The 15,595-nt window shown below is 71.7% G+C and carries 13 protein-coding genes; 3 read left to right on the top strand and 10 right to left on the bottom strand.

Annotated elements, in window-relative coordinates; translation table 11 throughout:
* Positions 1-404: 404 nt before the first annotated feature.
* Positions 405-2,990 (bottom strand): aminopeptidase N, encoded by a 2,586-nt coding sequence (gene pepN / locus M2271_RS06075; protein WP_280886058.1) that lies wholly within the window; start codon positions 2,988-2,990, stop codon positions 405-407.
* A gap of 132 nt (positions 2,991-3,122) precedes the next feature.
* Here pepN and M2271_RS06070 point away from each other — a divergent pair, with 132 nt between their 5' ends.
* Positions 3,123-3,785 carry a disulfide bond formation protein DsbA gene (locus M2271_RS06070; protein ID WP_280886057.1) on the top strand — a complete coding sequence of 221 codons (663 nt, stop codon included), beginning with the start codon at positions 3,123-3,125 and terminating at the stop codon, positions 3,783-3,785.
* A 40-nt stretch (positions 3,786-3,825) separates the two neighbouring features.
* Here M2271_RS06070 and M2271_RS06065 read toward each other — a convergent pair whose 3' ends face one another.
* The 3 genes from M2271_RS06065 to M2271_RS06055 all read right to left on the bottom strand — a co-directional run bounded on the left by M2271_RS06065 (position 3,826) and on the right by M2271_RS06055 (position 6,917).
* On the bottom strand, positions 3,826-4,056 hold the full coding sequence (locus M2271_RS06065; protein WP_280886056.1) for a hypothetical protein: 231 nt from the start codon (positions 4,054-4,056) through the stop codon (positions 3,826-3,828).
* Between the two features lie 213 nt (positions 4,057-4,269).
* Positions 4,270-5,697: an FGGY-family carbohydrate kinase gene (locus M2271_RS06060; RefSeq protein WP_280886055.1), complete on the bottom strand. Its 1,428-nt coding sequence runs from the start codon at positions 5,695-5,697 to the stop codon at positions 4,270-4,272.
* A 176-nt stretch (positions 5,698-5,873) separates the two neighbouring features.
* Positions 5,874-6,917 carry a 2-hydroxyacid dehydrogenase gene (locus M2271_RS06055; protein WP_280886054.1) on the bottom strand — a complete coding sequence of 348 codons (1,044 nt, stop codon included), beginning with the start codon at positions 6,915-6,917 and terminating at the stop codon, positions 5,874-5,876.
* 85 nt (positions 6,918-7,002) lie between these two features.
* On the opposite strand from M2271_RS06055, the gene M2271_RS06050 reads away from it, so the two are divergent.
* Positions 7,003-8,451 (top strand): FGGY-family carbohydrate kinase, encoded by a 1,449-nt coding sequence (locus tag M2271_RS06050; protein ID WP_280886053.1) that lies wholly within the window; start codon positions 7,003-7,005, stop codon positions 8,449-8,451.
* Positions 8,448-9,071 carry a histidine phosphatase family protein gene (locus tag M2271_RS06045; RefSeq protein ID WP_280886052.1) on the top strand — a complete coding sequence of 208 codons (624 nt, stop codon included), beginning with the start codon at positions 8,448-8,450 and terminating at the stop codon, positions 9,069-9,071. The genes M2271_RS06050 and M2271_RS06045 overlap by 4 nt, the downstream gene beginning before the upstream one ends.
* 166 nt (positions 9,072-9,237) lie before the next feature.
* Here the strand turns inward: M2271_RS06045 and M2271_RS06040 are convergent, their stop codons facing one another.
* The 6 genes from M2271_RS06040 to M2271_RS06015 form a co-directional block, all read right to left on the bottom strand.
* Positions 9,238-9,879: a superoxide dismutase gene (locus M2271_RS06040; protein ID WP_280886051.1), complete on the bottom strand. Its 642-nt coding sequence runs from the start codon at positions 9,877-9,879 to the stop codon at positions 9,238-9,240.
* 159 nt (positions 9,880-10,038) lie between these two features.
* Complete coding sequence (locus tag M2271_RS06035; protein WP_280886050.1) at positions 10,039-11,385, bottom strand: LLM class flavin-dependent oxidoreductase; 1,347 nt, start codon at positions 11,383-11,385, stop codon at positions 10,039-10,041.
* Positions 11,382-12,107 (bottom strand): ABC transporter ATP-binding protein, encoded by a 726-nt coding sequence (locus tag M2271_RS06030; protein ID WP_280886049.1) that lies wholly within the window; start codon positions 12,105-12,107, stop codon positions 11,382-11,384. The genes M2271_RS06035 and M2271_RS06030 overlap by 4 nt, the downstream gene beginning before the upstream one ends.
* Complete coding sequence (locus M2271_RS06025) at positions 12,083-12,922, bottom strand: ABC transporter permease (protein ID WP_280886048.1); 840 nt, start codon at positions 12,920-12,922, stop codon at positions 12,083-12,085. The genes M2271_RS06030 and M2271_RS06025 overlap by 25 nt, the downstream gene beginning before the upstream one ends.
* A gap of 5 nt (positions 12,923-12,927) precedes the next feature.
* Positions 12,928-13,995: an ABC transporter substrate-binding protein gene (locus M2271_RS06020; RefSeq protein WP_280886047.1), complete on the bottom strand. Its 1,068-nt coding sequence runs from the start codon at positions 13,993-13,995 to the stop codon at positions 12,928-12,930.
* A gap of 269 nt (positions 13,996-14,264) precedes the next feature.
* Positions 14,265-15,497, bottom strand: coding sequence for an ROK family protein (locus M2271_RS06015; RefSeq protein WP_280886046.1), 1,233 nt, complete (start codon positions 15,495-15,497; stop codon positions 14,265-14,267).
* Between the last annotated feature and the right edge of the window lie 98 nt (positions 15,498-15,595).

The raw sequence follows: 15,595 nt of genomic DNA, 5'->3' as shown, positions 1-15,595 counted from the left end.
TGCCTGAATTCCGTAACGGTGACGACACGCCCAGACTTTGGCCAAGGCTCCGCCTCTTGCCCGCCCGTTGCTCCGCCTTCTTGCCCGCCCCTCGCCACGGCTCTGCCCGCCGCCTGTCCGCCTCTCGCCACGGCTCTGCCCGCCGCCTGTCCGCCTCTCGCCACGGCTCTGCCCGCCGCCTGTCCGCCTCTCGCCCCGGCTCTGCCTGCCGCCTGTCCGCCTCTCGCCCCGGCTCTGCCCGCCGCCTGTCCGCCTCTCGCCCCGGCTCTGCCTGCCGCCTGTCCGCCTCTCGCCCCGGCTCTGCCTGCCGCCTGTCCGCCTCTCGCCCCGGCTCTGCCCGCCGCCTGTCCGCCTCTCGCCCCGGCTCTGCCTGCCTTCTGCCCCGCCTCATGCCTGGCGCGACGCTAGTTCACGGCCGATGCCTTCGCGTCGAACGCCTGTCCCCGCAACGCCCGTGCCAGGTCGTCCCGCGCCTCCAGCACCAGCCGGCGCAGCGCGGGTGCCGCGTCCTCGTGGGCGGCGAGCCAGGCGTCCGTCGCGTCCAGCGTCGCCTGCGAGTCCTGGAGCGAGGGGAACAGGCCCTGGACGACGTGCATCGCGATCTGGATCGACCGCTCCCGCCACACCCGCTCGATCACGTCGAAGTACTTCTGCGCGTACGGCGCCAGCAGCTCTCGGTGCGGGGGCCGGTCGAAGCCCGCGATCGTCGCCTCGACCAGCGCGTTCGACAGGGCGTCGGACTCCACCACCTGCGCCCACGCCTGTGCCTTGACCGCCGCCGAGGGGCGGGCGGCGAGGCAGCGGACCTGGTGACGCCTGCCGGACGCCGTGTCGTCGCGGGCCAGTTCGGCGGCCAGGGCGCTGTCGTCGGCGAGGCCGTGTGCCGCGAGCGGTTCCAGGAGCACCCAGCGCAGCTCCTGGTCGACCGCCAGCCCCTCGATGGCCGAGGTGCCGTCCAGCAGCCCCTGGAGCAGGTCGAAGTCGCGCCGGTCCGCAGCCGTCCGGGCGAAGAACCGCGCCCACGCCAGCTGGCGCTCGCTGCCCGGTTCGGCACGCCGCAGCTCACGCTCGGCGCCCTCGGCGAGCAGCGCGGCGCCCTCGGTCCGCCACGCGGGAGCCGCGTAGTGGACGATCGCCGACTCGGACCACGCGTGCAGCATCTGCAGCACCCCGACGCCGGACTCGCGCCCCGCGAAGCGGAGTACCAGGTCGATGAAGTCCCGGGCCGGCAGCAGCGCGTCGCGGGTCATGTTCCACAGCGCGGACCAGCACAGGGCCCGGGCGAGCGGGTCGGTGAGCTCGCCCAGGTGCGCCTTCAGGGTCTCCAGCGAGGTCGCGTCGAAGCGGCTCTTGCAGTAGGTGAGGTCGTCGTCGTTGACCAGCACCAGCTCGGGGGCCTCCGCGCCGGCCAGCTCCGCCACGACGGTCCGCGGACCGTCGACGTCCGCCTCTGCACGGGCGTACCGCTCCAGCTCACCCGACGCGGAACGGCGGTACAGACCCACCGCCACCCGGTGCGGGCGCAGCTCGGGGTGCGATTCGGCGGCCTCCTGCACCACCGCCACCTCGTCGACGCGGCCGTCCGCGGCCAACAGCACCTGCGGGGTCAGCGAGTTGACCCCGGCCGTCTGCAGCCACGCCCGCGACCACGCGGCCATGTCCCGGCCGCTGGTCTCCTCCAGCACCGACAGCAGATCACCCAGACGGGTGTTGCCGTACGCGTTCCGCTTGAAGTAGCGGCGGGCGCCCTCCAGGAACGCGTCCTGGCCGACGTACGCCACCAGCTGCTTCAGCACCGACGCGCCCTTGGCGTACGTGATGCCGTCGAAGTTGAGCTTGGCGTCCTGGAGGTCGCGGATGTCGGCCGTGATCGGATGGGTGGAGGGCAGCTGGTCGGCGCGGTACGCCCAGGCCTTGCGGCGGTTGGCGAAGGTGATCCAGCCGTTCTCGAAGCGGGTCGCGCCGACCAGCGCGAACGCGCCCATGAAGTCGGCGAAGGACTCCTTGAGCCAGAGGTCGTCCCACCATTCCATGGTGACCAGGTCGCCGAACCACATGTGGGCCATCTCGTGCAGGATGACGTTGGCCCGGCCCTCGTAGGACGCCTGTGTCACCTTGCCCCGGAAGATGAACTCCTCCCGGAAGGTCACCAGACCCGGGTTCTCCATCGCGCCGAGGTTGTACTCGGGCACGAACGCCTGGTCGTACTTCCCGAAGGGGTACGGGTAGTCGAAGTGGTCGTGGAAGAAGTCCAGGCCCTGCTTGGTCACCAGGAACACGTCGTCGGCGTCGAAGTGCGGGGCCAGGCCCTTGCGGCACAGGGCGCCGAGGGGGATCTCCAGGCGGGTACCGTCATCGAGGACCCGCTCGTAGGAGTCGGTCACATAGTGGTACGGGCCCGCCGCCACGCAGGTGATGTACGTCGAGATCGGCTTCGTCTCCGCGAACCGCCACACCCCGTCGGCGCGTTCACCGGCGCCGTTGCTCCAGACCGTCCACTCCTCAGGCGCCCGCACCTCGAAGCGGAACGGGGCCTTGAGGTCCGGCTGCTCGAAGGTGGCGAAGACCCGGCGGGAGTCGGCCGGCTCGTACTGCGTGTAGAGGTAGACCTCGCCGTCCTCCGGGTCGACGAAGCGGTGCAGGCCCTCACCGGTGCGGGAGTAGGCGCACTGGGCGTCGACGACCAGCTCGTTGTCGGCGGACAGATCCTCCAGGACGATCCGGGAGCCGTCGAAGACCTCGCTCGGGTCGAGGTCCTTGCCGTTGAGGGAGACGGAGGTCACACGCGGCGCGATCAGGTCAGCGAAGCTGGAGGCGCCGGGTTCGCTGCACCGGAAGCGGATCGTGGTGACCGAGCGGAAGGCCCGCGGTCCGTCCCCGGTGTGGTCGCCGACCGCCGTGCGGACGTCGAGGGACACGTCGTAACCGTCGACGGACAGCAGGGCGGCCCGTTCCCGGGCCTCGTCGCGGGACAGGTTCTCACCGGGCACGGGGGCGCTCCCTCGGGTGGTGTTCAGTATGAGGACGGGCTGATCCTGCCATGGGCCGCCGAACCTCGGCGGGCGGGAATGACATGGCCAGTGTCGGTGTTGCGCGTAAAAAACCGGCTTGCGAGGAGAGTCATGTCCGAGATCGCGAACGCCTCCGAAAAGATCCCCGTCGACTTCTGGTTCGATCCCTCGTGCCCCTGGGCCTGGATGACCTCCCGCTGGGTGCTGGAGGTGGAGAAGGTCCGCGACATCGAGGTGCGCTGGCACATCATGAGCCTCGCGGTGCTGAACGAGGAGAAGCTCGACCAGCTGCCCGAGGAGTACCGGGACTTTCTCGCCACCAAGGCGTGGAAGCCGGTGAAGGTGGTGACCGCGGCCTGGCAGAAGCACGGCGCCGACGTCCTCGGCCCGTTGTACACCGCGCTCGGCACCCGCATTCACAACAACGACGAGGGTCCGACGGTCGAGGCCATAGCGGGCGCGCTGAAGGACGTCGGTCTGCCCGCCGACCTGATCGACTACGCCGACCAGGAGGACTTCGAGTTCGACGCCCAGCTGCGTGCCTCGCACAAGGAGGGCATCGACAAGGTCGGCCAGGAGGTCGGCACGCCCGTCATCGCCGTGCCCGGCTCCGACGGCGGGCAGATCGCGTTCTTCGGCCCGGTCGTCACCCCGGCGCCCAAGGGCGAGGAGGCCGCCCGGCTGTGGGACGGCACCCTCGCGGTGGCCTCGGTCCCCGGTTTCTACGAGATCAAGCGGACCCGGACCAAGGGCCCGGACTTCAGCAACCTGTAGGCGTCCGGAGGACCGGCAGCGGCTACCTGTCGACGTGGAGTCAGAAGCCCTCCGGCAGGTAGGTACCGACCTGCCAGTCGTTCTTCTTCTGGACGCGGCGGCAGCTGCCGTTGTGGCAGCGGTGGAAGGCCTTCGCGACGAAATGGTCGCCCTTCTTCAGCTTCGGCAGCAGTACCAGCTCGGCCGCCGCGATCTCCGGGTCACCCTTCAGGTCCTGGAAGTCCTGCAGCTTGTCGTGACAGGTCGGGCTGGGGCATCGCACGAACGTCATGAGCGCCTCCTGGCTTTCGGGTCGCGCCGGTCGGACGACGCGGCGCGGGGAACGTAGGCCCCCGGCGACCGGACGGGAGCCCGGGAAACCTTCCGGTCACGTGTCCGGGCCACCGGTAACCGGTCCGGTCGCGTGTCCGGGGCCCCGGTAACCGGTCCGGTCGCGTGTCCGGGGCCCCGGTAACCGGTCCCGCCGCGCGTGAGCCGGGGCCGGTCACGGCTGGGACCGCTTTCGGGCCTCGGTCAGCCGGGTCAGGTGGTCTTCGTATCCCTGGGTGTAGTACGCGGCCCGGTCCGTGTCCGGTTCGACGATGCTGGTCGGGCGGGTCCAGGTGGACGCGTCCAGCGTCACCCCGTAGCGCTCGGCCGCCGCGAGGACCGCGCCCCGGGCGCCCACCTCGCCCTCGACGACCTTCAGGGGCCGGCCGAGGACGTCGGCGAGCAGCCGCATCCAGGCGGGGCTGCGGGTGCCGCCGCCGCAGACGGCCAGCGAGCCCATCAGACCGGCGGCCTCCAGGCAGTGCCGGGCCGCGTAGCCGATGCCCTCGCAGACCCCTCGTACCAGGTCGGCCCGGGTCGACTCCAGGGAGACACCGGTGAGTTCGGCCCGCAGATGGGGGTCGACGAAGGGGGCGCGTTCGCCGGAGGGCGCGAAGTACGGCAGTACCCGCACCCCGTGCGCGCCGGGCGGGGTCTCGGCCAGCAGGCCGTCGACCTCCTCGTGGCGCACCCCGGTCGTCGACAGCACCCAGTCCAGGGCGGCCGTGCCGACCATCGCGGGCAGCGCGCGTAGCCAGTGGCCGGGCCGGTCGGTGGAGATGTACAGGCCGGCCGGTTCACCGGACAGGTCCAGGTCGGTCGTCGCGACCAGCGCGGCCAGACAGGTGCCGACGATGAGGAGACCGTCCCCGGGTGTGGTGACCCCGGCGCCGAGCGCGGACGCGGGCAGGTCGTAGGGGCCGTTGCTGATCCGGACGCCGGGCGGCAGGCCTTCGCCCCGGGTGTGTCCCACCGCGATCGGATCGGCGACCGGGGCGAGCAGGTCACGCCGGTGGGTCAGCTCCAGCAGCTCCAGCACCCCTTCGTCGTACGTCCGGGTCCTCGGGTCGAGGAACGGCATCGACGCGTCCGAGACGTCCGTCACCGCCCGGGACGCTCCCGTCAGCCGCTGGAACACCATGTCCTTGCAGAAGACGGCCGCGGCGGCCGAGTCCAGGGACTTCGGCTCGTGCCGGTCCAGCCAGGCCAGCAGCGGACCCGGGCTGCCCGGGAACAGGGCGCTGCCGGTCCGCCGGAACACTGTTTCGAACGTGCCGTCCGCCAGCCACCGGTCGAGCAGTTCGTGGGCCCGCCCGTCCATCCAGGAGGCGGCGGCCCGTACCGGACGGCCCTCCGGGTCCACCAGCCACACCCCGTCGCCCTGGCCGGTCAGCCCGGCCAGCTCGACGGGCTCCGCCACGCGTGCCGTCAGCGCTTCGAGGACGGCGACGACGGCCCCGTACACCTCCTCCATGTCCTGTTCGACCCGGCCGTCGTGCAGATCGAGACGGACCGGGCGGGACTCGACGGCCCGTTCACGGCCGGTGACGTCGAAGGCGGCGGCCTTCACCATGGACGTGCCGACGTCGATACCGACGTACATATGTGGGCCTCCTCGGCCAGTCGTCGCGGGTCGTCGCGGGTCGTTGAGGGCGTCGCGGGTCGTCGCGGTCGTCGCGGTTGTCGTGGGCGCCGCGCCGGCGCTCGTCGCGGTTGTCGTGCTCGTCGCAGGAGTCGCAGGAGTCGCAGGAGTCGCAGGAGTCGCTGATGTCACGGATGTCACGTCAGGCAGTGCGCGAGCGGCTCCCCGCGCACCCAGCGGCCCACCTCCGCGGCCGCGATCGCCGCCGCCTTCTCCGCGACCGCGCGGCTGGCGCCGCCCAGGTGCGGGGTCAGCACCACCCGCTCGGCGAGAGCCCGCAGCCGTGAGCCGGCGGGCAGCGGCTCCCGCTCGTACGTGTCGAGGGCCGCCGCCGACACCTGCCCACTCTCCAGCGCGTCACAGAGCGCGCCCTCGTCCAGGAGCGGTCCGCGCGCCACGTTCACCACCACCGCGCCCCGCGGCAGCAGACCCAGCTCACGGGCGCCGAGCAGACCGCGGGTCTCGGCGGTGAGACGGGCGTGCAGGGTGACCACGCGGGACCGGGACAGGAGCTCGTCGAGCGAGGACACCCGCAGGCCGTGGATCTCGCCGCGCACATAGGGGTCGTACACCATCACCCGCGCGCCGAAGGCGCACAGCACCCGGGCGACCCGGCTGCCGACGGCCCCGTACCCGATCAGTCCGACGGGCAGGTCCTCCAGTTCCAGGCCGCTGTGCTCGTACGTGTAGAAGGCGGCGCCCTCCCAGCTGCCCCGCCGGGCCAGCAGGTCGTGAGCCTGCGGGATACGGCGCAGGGCCGCCAGCAGCAGGCCGACGGTGAACTCGGCGGTGGCGGCGGCGTTGCGGCCGGGCGCGAAACACACCCGGACGCCGTGGGACTTCGCCGCCTCCAGGTTGACGTTGACCGGGCCGCCCCGGCAGACGACGACCAGACGCAGGTCGGGAGAGGCCGCCAGCACCCGTTCGGTGACCGGGCCCATCTGGGTGACCAGCACCTCGCGCCCGTCGGAGAGCGCCTCGATCATCTCGTCCTCGGCGTCGCTCGCCTCCTGCACCTCGGCCACCGGACCGAACGGCTCCAGCGGCCAACCGAGCATCAACTCCCGTACTTCCAACGGCCGTTCGCCCACTTCCTGACCGACCGCCTGGGTGATCAGTCCCGGCAGGACGAAGTGGTCGCCGGCCGCCACGACACGCACCGGACCGTTCCGTTCGTTCATCGTTGCCCTCCGCTCGCCCGCTTCCTGACACGATGTTGAGCCGCTCGCCCGGGTACGCATAGACCCCGTACAGGTGGAGGTCCGGATGGCGGAGGAAAACATGGCGTGGCTGGGGATCGACCTGGGCACGCAGAGCGTGCGCGCGCTGGCCGTCACCGGGGACGGCACGGTCCTCGGCAGCGGCACCACGCCACTGGCCGGGCGCCGGGAGGGCGGGCGGCACGAGCAGGAGCCGGGCCAGTGGTGGCGGGCGGTGTGCGAGGCGTCCCGCGCGGCACTGGCCGCCGTCCCGGGCGTACGGATCGGCGGGCTCGCGGTGTGCGGCACCTCCGGCACGGTGCTGCTGACGGACGGCTCGGGACGGCCGGTGAGTCCGGCGCTGATGTACGACGACACGCGGGCGGCGGCCGAGGCGGCGCGGCTGCGGGAGGCGGGCCTCGCGGTGCAGGACACCTGGGCGCTGCCGAAGGCGCTGTGGCTCACCGACGCCCACGGCCCGGGCCGCGTCACCCACCAGCCCGACGTGATCACCGCACGGCTGGTCGGCCGCCCAGTGCCGACCGACTCCAGCCACGCCCTCAAGACCGCCTACGACGTGCGGCGTGAGACTTGGCCGCAGGCGCCGGGCCTGCCCGAGGGCGCCCTGCCCGACGTCGTACGCCCCGGCACCCGCCTCGGAGAGGTGTGCCCGGCCGCCGCCGACGCCACCGGCATTCCCGCGGGTACGCCCGTGATCGCCGGGATGACCGACGGCTGCGCGGCCCAGATCGCCTCGGGCGCCCTGCGGCCCGGCTCCTGGAACTCGGTGCTCGGCACGACCCTCGTCCTCAAGGGCGCCGCCCCGGCCCCGGTCCGGGACTCCACCGGCGTGGTCTACAACCACCGTGCCCCGGACGGGACCTGGCTGCCCGGCGGGGCGTCGAGCGTCGGTGCGGGGGCGCTCACGGCGGCCTTCGGGGACGCGAACCCCGGCGCGCTCGACCGGCGGGCGGCCGCCTTCGAGCCGTCCGGATTGCTCACGTACCCGCTCGTGTCCCCGGGCGAACGGTTCCCGTTCCGCGCGCCGGACGCCACCGCCCTGCGGCTCGGCGAGCCCGCCGAGGACGCCGACCTGTGGGCCGGGCTCCTCCAGGGCGTCGCCTTCACGGAACGCCTGTGCCTGGACTACCTGCACCACCTCGGCGCCCCCCTGGACGGACCGCTCACCTTCACCGGCGGCGGCGCCCGCAGCGCGTACTGGAACCAGCTCCGTGCCGACGTCCTCGGCCGCCCGGCCCGCGTACCGGAACAGACCGAACCGGCGCTGGGTATGGCCGCGTTGGCCCTGCACGGAACCATCGGGACCCCGCTCGCGCAGACCGCCGAGCGGATGGTCCGCATCCGTACGGTCGTCGAGCCGCGCCCGGCCCGCACGGCCCTGTTCGCCGAGCCGTACGCCCGCCTCGTCGACGAACTGACGGCCCGCGGCTGGCTCCCGGACCCCGTCGCGGCCCACACGCGCACCCGCCTGGACCGGGATACTGCTGGACCATGACGACGACCTTGCTGCTGGCCCGGCACGGACAGACCATCTGGCACGCCGAGAACCGTTACGCGGGGATCAGTGACGTGGCCCTCACCGACACCGGCCGCGCCCAGGCGGAGGCCCTCGGCCGCTGGGCCGCCGCCCACCCCGTCGACGCGATCTGGACCTCCCCGCTCTCCCGGGCCGTCGCCACCGCCGACCCCGCCTGCCGCGCCCTGGACCTCGCCCCGCATCGCGAACCCGGCCTGCGCGAGTGCGACTTCGGCGTGCTGGAGGGCCGGACGCTCACGGAGTTCTCGGCCGAGGACCCGGCCGCCGCGGAGGCCTATCGCGCCGACCCGGTAGGGAACCCCTTCCCCGGTGCCGAGGACCCACGGGCGGCTGCCGTCCGCGGGTCCGACGCCCTGCGCCGCATCGCCGCCGCCCACCCCGGCGAACGGGTGCTCGTGGTCGCCCACAACACCCTGTTCCGTCTCGTCCTGTGCACTGTGCTGTCGATCCCGGCCGGGGAGTACCGCAGAGTGTTCCCGCGGTTGCGCAACGCGGCGATCAGTGAACTGCGCATGGACAGTGACGGTGGTGCCGCGCTGCTCTCCCTCAACGTGCCGTGCGAGCCGGACAGGGTGTAGCCCACCGGGACCGATGGGTGTAGCCCACCGGTCCCGATCACGCCGGAAAGCCCCCGCGAGTCATGTCCTCGCGGGGGTTTTCCCTCTTTCCGCCCGCCGTCGTGAAGGGTGAGAAGACGATCACGAGGCAGGACGCTCTACCGGGTCCGGACCCGGATCCGTGCCGTCAGGACGCCAGCAGCAGGACGTCCGCGCGGGACTTCGCGGCCTCGTGACGCCGGGCCACGTCCTGCCAGTCGACGACCTGCCACATCGCCTCGATGAAGTCCACCTTCTGGTTCCGGTACTGCAGATAGAAGGCGTGCTCCCAGGCGTCGAAGACGAGGATCGGCACGGACCCCTGGCCGACGTTGCCCTGATGGTCGTACACCTGCTCGACGATCAGTCGCCCGCTCAGCGGCTCGTACGCGAGCACGCCCCAGCCCGAGCCCTGGGTGGTCGCGGAGGCCTTGGTCAGCTGCGCCTTGAACCCGGCGAAGGAGCCGAACGACTCGGTGATGGCGTCCGCGAGCTCGCCCACACCGTCCCCGGAGAGGGGCTCGCCGCCGCCGTCGCCGCTCATGTTCGTCCAGTAGATGCTGTGCAGGATGTGCCCGGACAGGTGGAAGGCCAGGTTCTTCTCCAGCCCGTTGACCGAGCCCCACTGCTCCTTGTCCCGCGCCTCAGCGAGCTGCTCCAGCGTGTCGTTGGCGCCCTTCACATAGGCCGCGTGGTGCTTGTCGTGGTGCAGCTCGATGATCTCCGGGCTGATCACGGGGGCGAGCGCCGAGTAGTCGTAGGGCAGTTCAGGAAGCGTGTAGACGGGCATGGCAGGTCCCCTCCGAGCTCTTATTGCACATTAATTGCAGGTGCAGGCTAGCAACAATAAGGGGGGTGTGGGCAAGAAGCAGGCCCCCACGTGTGTCACGTGGGGGCCGTGCCGGTGGCTGGGGCGAGGGCGAGGGAGGCTCAGGCCGGTGGTGTCCTTTCAGACGAGAGCGGATGCCGCGGGGGAGTCGACGTACTGGTTCGCGGGGCGTGGCAGGCCGTAGCGGTCCCGCAGGGTGCGGCGTGGTCCGTACTCCGCACGGAGCAGACCGCGGGTGCGCAGGAGCGGGACGACGTGGTCGACGAACAGGTCGAGGCCGGACGGCAGTACGGCCGGCATGATGTTGAAGCCGTCGGCGGCGCCCCGGGTGAACCAGGTCTCGATCTCGTCGGCGACCTGCTCGGGCGTCCCGGCGAAGGTGAGGTGCCCGCGCCCGCCGCCGAGCCGCCCGATCAGCTGCCGCACGGTGAGCCGCTCGCGCCGGGCCAGTTCGACGATGAGGGTGTAGCGGCTCCTGGCGCCCTCGATCGCGCTCTCCGGGGGCAGGTCGGCGGGGAGCAGGGCGTCCAACTCCAGCGTCCCGGGCTCCAGCTGCAGCAGCCCCTCCAGGCGGGTCGTCCCGTGTGTGTACACGATGTGGTCCTCCAGGAGCTGCTCGGCCGCCAGTGCCTCCGCCTCCGTGGAACCGAGCACCGGGACGATACCCGGCAGCACCTTGATGTGGTCGGGATCACGACCGGTCGCCGCCGTACGGGACTTGAGGTCGGCGTAGAAGGTATGTGCGTCCTCGATGGTCTGCTGGGCCGTGAACACGGCCTCCGCGTACCGGGCCGCGAAGCCTTTCCCGTCCTCGCTCGACCCCGCCTGCACCAGCAGCGGGTAACCCTGTGGCGTACGGGGGACGTTGAGCGCCCCCGCGACGCTGAAGTACGTCCCCTGGTGCCGGGGCGGGTGGATCTTCGCGTCGTCGCCCCAGACGCCGGCCGCCTTGTCCGCGACGATCGCGTCGTCCTCCCAGCTGTCCCAGAGCTTCAGAGCCACGTCGAGGAACTCCGCGGCACGGGCGTACCGCTCGGCGTGCGCGGGCTCGGCCGCCAGACCGAAGTTGCGGGCGGCCTCCGCACCGGCCGTGGTGACGATGTTCCAGCCCGCCCGGCCGCCGCTGATGATGTCGAGGGAGGCGAACCTGCGGGCCAGGTTGTAGGGAGAGTTGTACGAGGTGGAGGCGGTGGCGATCAGACCGATGTGCTCGGTGGCCGTCGCCAGGGCGGTCAGCAGGGTGAGCGGCTCCAGGGCGCCGGCGGGGCGCTGGGCCAGGTTCCCCCACAGCTGCGGTCCGTCGGCGAGGAACAGGGAGTCGAAGGTGCCGCGCTCCGCGATCCGGGCGAGACGGACGTAGTGGTCGAGTTCCGTGTGTGCGTACGGGTCGCTCTCCGGTAGCCGCCACGACGCCTCGTGGTGGCCGGTGTTCATCAGGAACGCGTTGAGGTGGAGCTGTCTGGTCATCGGTGGTCCTCCGTTACGCCGAGCGCGGCCAGCAGCCGCTCCCGGTGCTCGCCCAGCCGCGGATCCCGGTAGGAGCGCGGATGCGGGCGGTCGATGGTCAGGTCGAGGCCGATACGGCCCTGGTCGAGCACGAGCACCCGGTCGGCGAGCACGATCGCCTCGTCCACGTCATGGGTGACCAGGAGCACGGAGGGCCGGTGCCGTTTCCACAGCTCACGCAGCAGCCCGTGCATCTTGATGCGGGTGAGCGCGTCCAGGGCACCGAACGGCTCGTCCGCCAGCAGGAGTTCGGGTTCCCGGACCAACGACCGAGCGAGGGCGGCGCGTTGGGCCTCCCCGCCGGACAGCTCGTTGGGCCAGGCGCGTTCGCGGCCCTCCAGGCCCACCTCCACGAGGGCCTCCCGCCCCTTGTCCTCTCCGTCGGTTCCCAGCAGTACGTTGTCCAGCACCCGCCGCCAGGGCAGCAGCCGCGAGTCCTGGAAGACCACGGACACCCGTTCGGGGGCGGTGAGGTGGCCGCTCCCCACGACCTCGTGGTCGAGGCCCGCGATCGCCCGCAGCAGCGTGCTCTTGCCGGAGCCGCTGTGTCCCAGCAGGGCCGTGAACTGCCCGGGCGGCAGGTCGAGGTCGATGCTGTCGAGGACCGTGCGCCGGTCGAACGACCGGGTCAGGCCCCGGAGCTGGACGGTGGGCCGGGTCAGCTGCTCAGTGTGCGTCGCCATGACAGCACCTTCCGTTCGATCAGACGGACCGCGCTGTCGGAGACCAGGCCGAAGATGCCGTAGATGGCCAGGCCGACCAGGATGACGTCCGTCTGGCCGTAGTTCTGGGCCTGGAACATCATGTAGCCGAGTCCACTGGTGGCGTTGATCTGTTCCAGGACCACCAGGCCCAGCCAGGAACCGGTCACCCCGAGCCGGAGCCCGACGAAGAAGCCGGGCAGCGCGCCCGGGATGACGATCTGCCGGACGAAGGCCAACCTCGACAGGCCCTGCACCTCGGCGAGTTCGACGTACCGGTGGTCGATGCCGGACAGGGCGGCGTGCGTGTTGAGGTAGATCGGGACATAGACGACGATGGCGATGATCGCGATCTTGAAGGTCTCGCCGATGCCCAGCCAGAGGATGAAGAGCGGGATCAGACCGAGGGTCGGGATCGCCCGGTTGAGCTGCACGGTCCCGTCGATCAGCGCCTCCCCGGCCCGGGTGAGCCCGGAGGCCAGGGCTAGCGCGACTCCGGCGGTCAGGCCGATCGCGAAGCCGGATCCGGCCCGTTGGAGTGAGGTCAGGATGTCGGTCGGCAAGGTCCCGGCGGCCCACAGGTGAGCTCCGGTTTTCAGTACCGTCCAGGGCGCCGGGATCGCGGCCGGGTCGAGCTGTCCGGCGGCGGAGGCGGCGGCCCACAGGCCGAGGAAGAGGACCGGGCCGACCAGCCGGGAGGCGGGCAGGCGCTTGCCCGGGGAGAGCCGGCGGCGCCTGCGGACCGGAGAGCTCACCTCGGGGGCCGCGACGGCGGCCGTGGCCGTGGTCGTGGTCATGGCGCTCACCTCCGGTACTCCGCCGACACGGACTTCGCGGCGAGACCCTCGAAGCGATGGTCGAACAGCGAGGCCACGTCGAACTTCTTCACGAAACCGCCCTCCGCCAGCAGATCGGCCGTCTCCTGCTCCCACTTGACGGCCTCGTCCCAACTCGTCGGGAACAACGGCTTGTTGGCCAGCTCGGTGATCGACTGCGCCTGTGGGAGGGTCAGGTTCTGCGTTTTGACGTAGAACTCCTCGTTCCAGACGTCCGGGTGCTCGTACTGCCAGACCTGGCCCTTGGCCCAGTACGGGATGTACGCGGCGACCGCGGCCGCCTTCGCGGGGTCGTCGAGGACGGAGACCGGCGCCCACAGCAGGTTGAGCAGGTCCACCACGTCGGTGGTGACGGCGTGGGCGCCCCTGGACTCGTACTGCTTCAGATAGGCGGGCGCCTGCTGGTTGGCGAGCGGCGCGATGTCCACCTGGCCGGACTGCAGCGCGGTCAGGAACTGGTTGCTGGTCAGCGGGACGAGTTTCACGTCGTCGTAGGCCAACCCCGCCTTCTTGAGCGCCCGCAGGAGGACGACACCTTGCGCCTGCCCCTGCGAGAAGGCGAGTTTCTTCCCCTTGAAGTCCGCGACCGTGCGGATCTCGCTGCCGGGCTTGGTGGCGAAGAGGTAGTTCGGCTTGCGGGTGATATCGATCGCGACGATCTTCGCGTCGTACCCCTGGAAATGCGCCTGGATCGGCGGGATTCCCGCGTTGGCGGCGACGTCCAGGGAGCCGGAGCGAAAGGCGTTGATGACGTCGGGACCGGCGCCGATGTTCGCCCAGCTGCTCACCTTGAACGGCAGGTCACCCAGTTTTGCGAGCCTGAACTGCAGTTGCTGGACGTTCTGGTAGGAGGCGATCTTCAGGCTCGTACCGGCCGGGACCTTGTCGGCCAGCGGAGCGGACGGGGCGCCCTGTGCGCTGGTGGCGGCGCTGCTCTGCGCGCAGCCGCTCAGGCCGGCCGCGGCGGCGGTGACACCGAGCAGTGAGGTCAGGAAAAGCCGCCGGTCGACGCCGGAGGCAGACAGAGATGGCATGAGAGGAACTCCGTAGGACGAAGTGGTGAAGGCGATGAGGCACGCGGAATTCCGGGCAGAGGAAAGCCAGGCAGAGGGGAGTCCGGCAGAGGAGAGCCGGGCAGAGGGAAACCGGAACAGGAATTCACGCGGAAAGAAGGAGGCGCTCCGGGCGCGGCAAGAAGGCGGCGCTCCGGGCGGTCAACGCGTCAGCAACAAAGGGTGCGACAGCTCATGAGAAGGATGTTCCCGGTCATGCGCACCCCCTGTCAACATTCCGACTTTCTGAATTAATTCGGTGCCGCTGGGAGGCTCAGCGGATCCCGGCAGGGAAGGCTCAGCGGATCCCGGTACAGCACGTCCAGCGCCACCGCGCCGCCCGCCATGGCCAGCACGGAATCCGGGAAACTCGTCGGCACCACGTCCGCCGCGCGGTTCGGTCCGACCGCTTCGCGCAGCGCGAGCAGGCAGTCCTCACGGCTGATGATCCCGATCTCGGTGACGACCACCCGCTCCGGGTTCAGCACGTCCAGCAGCAGCCCCACCGCCCGGCCCACCGTCCGCGCCCGCTCCACCAGCAGCCCTACGGCCCTCACGTCGCCGCCCGCCGCCGCGGCCACCACACGCATCGGGTTCACCCCGGCGATGACGCCCGCCGCACGGGCCCGGCGGCACAGCGTCCGTTCGCTCAACTCGGCCTGGAGGCAGCCGGTTCGGCCGCAGTCGCAGGGCTCCGTACCGCCCGGAACCGGCAGATGGGCGATCGCGCCGGCCTGCGAGCGGGGGCCGTGATGCACCGCGTCGTTGGTCGCGAACGCCGCGTCCACCACGTTGCCGACGAACAGGTGCAGCACGCTCCGGCTGCCGCGCCCCCGCCCGAACAGCCGCTCCGCGTTGACCAACGCCCGCGCGTGCCCGTCCACATGGACCGGCAGCCCGGCGCGGGCGCCGATCACCTGCCGTGCCGGGACCTCGCGCCAGCCCAGCAGCGGGTGCTCGACGACGGTCCCGGTCTCCCCGTCCACCCAGCCGCCGGCCGCGAAGCCGACGCCCAGGGGCCGGTACCCCGGGAACTCGTCGAGCAGGGCCACCAGCCCGTCGGCGGCGCACTCCAGCACGGACGCGGGCTCTGTACCCTCGTGACCCTCGTGCTTCAACCGCCGCTCGGCCAGCACCTGGCCCCGCAGATTCAGCACCGCGACCGTCGTGTAGGGCACGGCCACATGGACTCCGCCCACTACGAACCGGGAGTCGTCCAGGTCGACGGGCACATGTGGGCGGCCCGCACCCTGGGAGCGCCTGGGCGCGGCGGCCTCACGGATGAGCCCGGCCTCGGTGAAGCGGGCGCAGTAGTCGGTGACCGACGCCGGGGACAGCCCGGTCAGCCGGGAGATGGTGCTGCGGGCGACGGGCCCGTGCTCCAGCACGGACCGCAGGACGACGCTCGCGTTCGTCCGGCGCCGGTCGCTGTCGGCGGCGCGGGGTACGGGGGAGGTGAGAGGGGGTGCCGCGGTACGGGGCATGGGAGTCTTCCTCAGGAACGGGTCCGACACTGCGCCGTCTCATGCGTCGAGGCGCGCCGGAGCCGTTCCGCCCGCCTCAGGGGCGGCGACAGGTGGCT

This window comes from Streptomyces sp. LBL (genome assembly GCF_029893585.1).
Classification (GTDB): Bacteria; Actinomycetota; Actinomycetes; order Streptomycetales; family Streptomycetaceae; genus Streptomyces.
The sequence above is the reverse complement of the archived record's forward strand: the minus strand, read 5'-3'. Positions and strand labels throughout refer to the sequence as shown.

Bases quoted from the DNA above. Each gene is read 5' to 3' on its own strand.
- M2271_RS06015 (WP_280886046.1), bottom strand. From the start codon at position 15,497: ATGCCCCGTACCGCGGCACCCCCTCTCACCTCCCCCGTACCCCGCGCC.
- M2271_RS06060 (WP_280886055.1), bottom strand. From the start codon at position 5,697: ATGTACGTCGGTATCGACGTCGGCACGTCCATGGTGAAGGCCGCCGCC.
- M2271_RS06020 (WP_280886047.1), bottom strand. From the start codon at position 13,995: ATGCCATCTCTGTCTGCCTCCGGCGTCGACCGGCGGCTTTTCCTGACC.
- M2271_RS06030 (WP_280886049.1), bottom strand. From the start codon at position 12,107: ATGGCGACGCACACTGAGCAGCTGACCCGGCCCACCGTCCAGCTCCGG.
- M2271_RS06065 (WP_280886056.1), bottom strand. From the start codon at position 4,056: ATGACGTTCGTGCGATGCCCCAGCCCGACCTGTCACGACAAGCTGCAG.
- M2271_RS06050 (WP_280886053.1), top strand. From the start codon at position 7,003: ATGGCGGAGGAAAACATGGCGTGGCTGGGGATCGACCTGGGCACGCAG.
- M2271_RS06055 (WP_280886054.1), bottom strand. From the start codon at position 6,917: ATGAACGAACGGAACGGTCCGGTGCGTGTCGTGGCGGCCGGCGACCAC.
- M2271_RS06070 (WP_280886057.1), top strand. From the start codon at position 3,123: ATGTCCGAGATCGCGAACGCCTCCGAAAAGATCCCCGTCGACTTCTGG.
- M2271_RS06045 (WP_280886052.1), top strand. From the start codon at position 8,448: ATGACGACGACCTTGCTGCTGGCCCGGCACGGACAGACCATCTGGCAC.
- M2271_RS06035 (WP_280886050.1), bottom strand. From the start codon at position 11,385: ATGACCAGACAGCTCCACCTCAACGCGTTCCTGATGAACACCGGCCAC.
- M2271_RS06040 (WP_280886051.1), bottom strand. From the start codon at position 9,879: ATGCCCGTCTACACGCTTCCTGAACTGCCCTACGACTACTCGGCGCTC.
- M2271_RS06025 (WP_280886048.1), bottom strand. From the start codon at position 12,922: ATGACCACGACCACGGCCACGGCCGCCGTCGCGGCCCCCGAGGTGAGC.